Origin of the sequence: Vibrio sp. TRT 21S02 (genome assembly GCF_050113675.1) — a bacterium.
Classification (GTDB): domain Bacteria; phylum Pseudomonadota; class Gammaproteobacteria; order Enterobacterales; family Vibrionaceae; genus Vibrio.
Genome location: NZ_JBNJOI010000055.1, coordinates 1 through 1,997 on the forward strand (window position 1 = coordinate 1; position 1,997 = coordinate 1,997).

The 1,997-nt window shown below is 40.9% G+C and carries 2 protein-coding genes; both read left to right on the forward strand.

Translation table 11 applies throughout. From position 1 onward, the window contains the following. The first annotated feature begins 852 nt into the window (after nucleotides 1-852). On the forward strand, nucleotides 853-1,170 hold the full coding sequence (locus ACQEXU_RS21875; RefSeq protein WP_427012290.1) for a hypothetical protein: 318 nt from the start codon (nucleotides 853-855) through the stop codon (nucleotides 1,168-1,170). A 159-nt stretch (nucleotides 1,171-1,329) separates the two neighbouring features. After that, nucleotides 1,330-1,740 carry a hypothetical protein gene (locus tag ACQEXU_RS21880; protein ID WP_427012291.1) on the forward strand — a complete coding sequence of 137 codons (411 nt, stop codon included), beginning with the start codon at nucleotides 1,330-1,332 and terminating at the stop codon, nucleotides 1,738-1,740. The last annotated feature ends 257 nt before the right edge of the window (nucleotides 1,741-1,997 follow it).

Genomic DNA, 1,997 nt, shown 5'->3' on the forward strand with positions numbered 1-1,997 from the left:
GTGAAAGGGCTAAGTCCATTTAAAAATTAAAAGTATGCATAACAAAGCATTTAAGAGTGACTCACAACGCTCGGCGACCTCAGTTTAAACTTGGCTTTAGTGTTTAAGGTGCAATGGTTTAGGTTAGGTGTTAAGCGTTGCTCGCACCTTAATGCGGCGTTATGTTTTCAAAGGCTTAAAGGTCTTAGGGTCTAGTTCTTTGTCCCTCTGGTAATTCGTCCCTAGTAGACTCAGCAAATCAGTATTGTCGGTCTAAGTTCTTGAACCACTCAGCCCGTAAAACATGCTAATATTCGTGGGTTGCTTCATTGTTAGGTCTTGGCGGTCGGTTTTTTGTTTAACTGGCTTAAAGTCGCTTTTAGGTTCTTTGCCAAGCAGCATTTCGGCTTGGCAGTTGCCTCGGCAATTTGCCATTGTTTTATGCTTTGGTTGGAAAGACAGGGCGTTTGTTGGAGCTTAGTCGGGTTGCCTCATTGGGCAGGGAAGTGGGCTTACTTGTTTTAGGCTGGTCGCCTTTGTCGGTCAAGTTGGTTTCAGCCTTGTGGTTTGCTTCAGAAAACTTGTTAGAAATAGCAGTTCTTTCTCAAGTAAATCATGTGTTTGTGGTAAAACATAACAAGCAATTCAAGCTGATTCGCAACGCTCGGCGCTTTCAGTTTCAATTGGTTTAGTGGTTACGGTGCAGTGTTTTAGTAAGGTGGCAGTGTTGCTCACAACTTAATTGGGCGTTAAATTGATATTGGAGTAGAGATGAATTGGCGAGTTTTTCGTATAGCTATTATTTTAGGAGTCGGTCTTTTCTCGGCTACAAATTATAGCCCGGTAGTCACAAGCCTTACACAAGGTGAGCTAGTGAAATCTTTATTTTTGATCGTTCCTGCTTCTTTGCTAGCGTTGCTGTCAGTTATCGGTTTTCAAGCTGTAAATCCTTTCTCTAAGAAAGTATGGCTGGAACCATCTTGGGACATAAATCCCTTTACCTTAAGTCAACCCTTAGTCGTTTTTCATTTTTTAGCATGTATCGTAACAGTGCAGGCGTTGGTGAATTTAGTCGTTAGCATTATTAAAGGAGATTTGTATGAGTTTTCTTTGATTGGCTGCGTCGCTGGGCTGTCTATATTGGCAGGAGTTAGGCTAGCTCGAATTGTTTTCCGTCGTAAGTTTCAGTGAAAAATCAATTTAACAAGGCGTTTAAGGCGGATTCACAACGCTTGGCGATTTCAGTTTTAATAGAATTTAGTGTTTAAGGTACAAAGGTTTAAGTTTGGTGGTTGGCGTTGTTCACCACTTAACGCGGCGTTAGCTGAATGGTGAAATATGGAAACTCTTATGGAACTCGTTAAATTACTTTTACCTTTAGTTACTTTGTTTCTCGGCTCAGGGTTAACTTATGTATTGACCGTAAAAGCAAAGCGAGACGAAGCGGCATTAAAGCATCGAGAAGAACAGTATTCAAAACTGTTAGTAAAGCTCCAAGGTTTTGTCGGGGCTACTGCGAACGCTAAAACCAAACGAGAGTTTTTTGAAGAGCAATGCAAAGGTTGGCTCTATTGTTCTGATGAAGTTGTAGAAGCCATCAATCACATGGTGCAGTTAGTCATAGACAATCATGGTAAAGCACCAGATCCAGAAGCAGGTAGACAGGCTATTGGCAATATCGTAGTCGCTATGCGTAAAGATCTAAGAGGTGGAACGAAACTTAATTATAAATCATTCCGTTATACAGACGTTGTTGGGTAATTCAGCTAACAAAGCATTTAAGAGTGACTCACAACGCTTGGCGATTTCAGTTTAAACTTGGTTTTGGCGATTAAGGTGCAGTGGTTTAGGTTAGGTGTTTTGCGTTGTTCGCACCTTAATGCGGCGTTATACGTAAAACAGGTAAGGAACTAATATGAAACAGCTAATTATAGGTTTTTTGATCTTATTATCGACGTTTACGATTAATGCGTCAGAGCTACCAGAGGTACTTGATAATGGGTTTCAAGCGTATTTGA

What these genes read in the sequence shown, in the direction of transcription:
- ACQEXU_RS21880 (WP_427012291.1), top strand. Translation starts at nt 1,330, where the DNA reads ATGGAACTCGTTAAATTACTTTTACCTTTAGTTACTTTGTTTCTCGGC.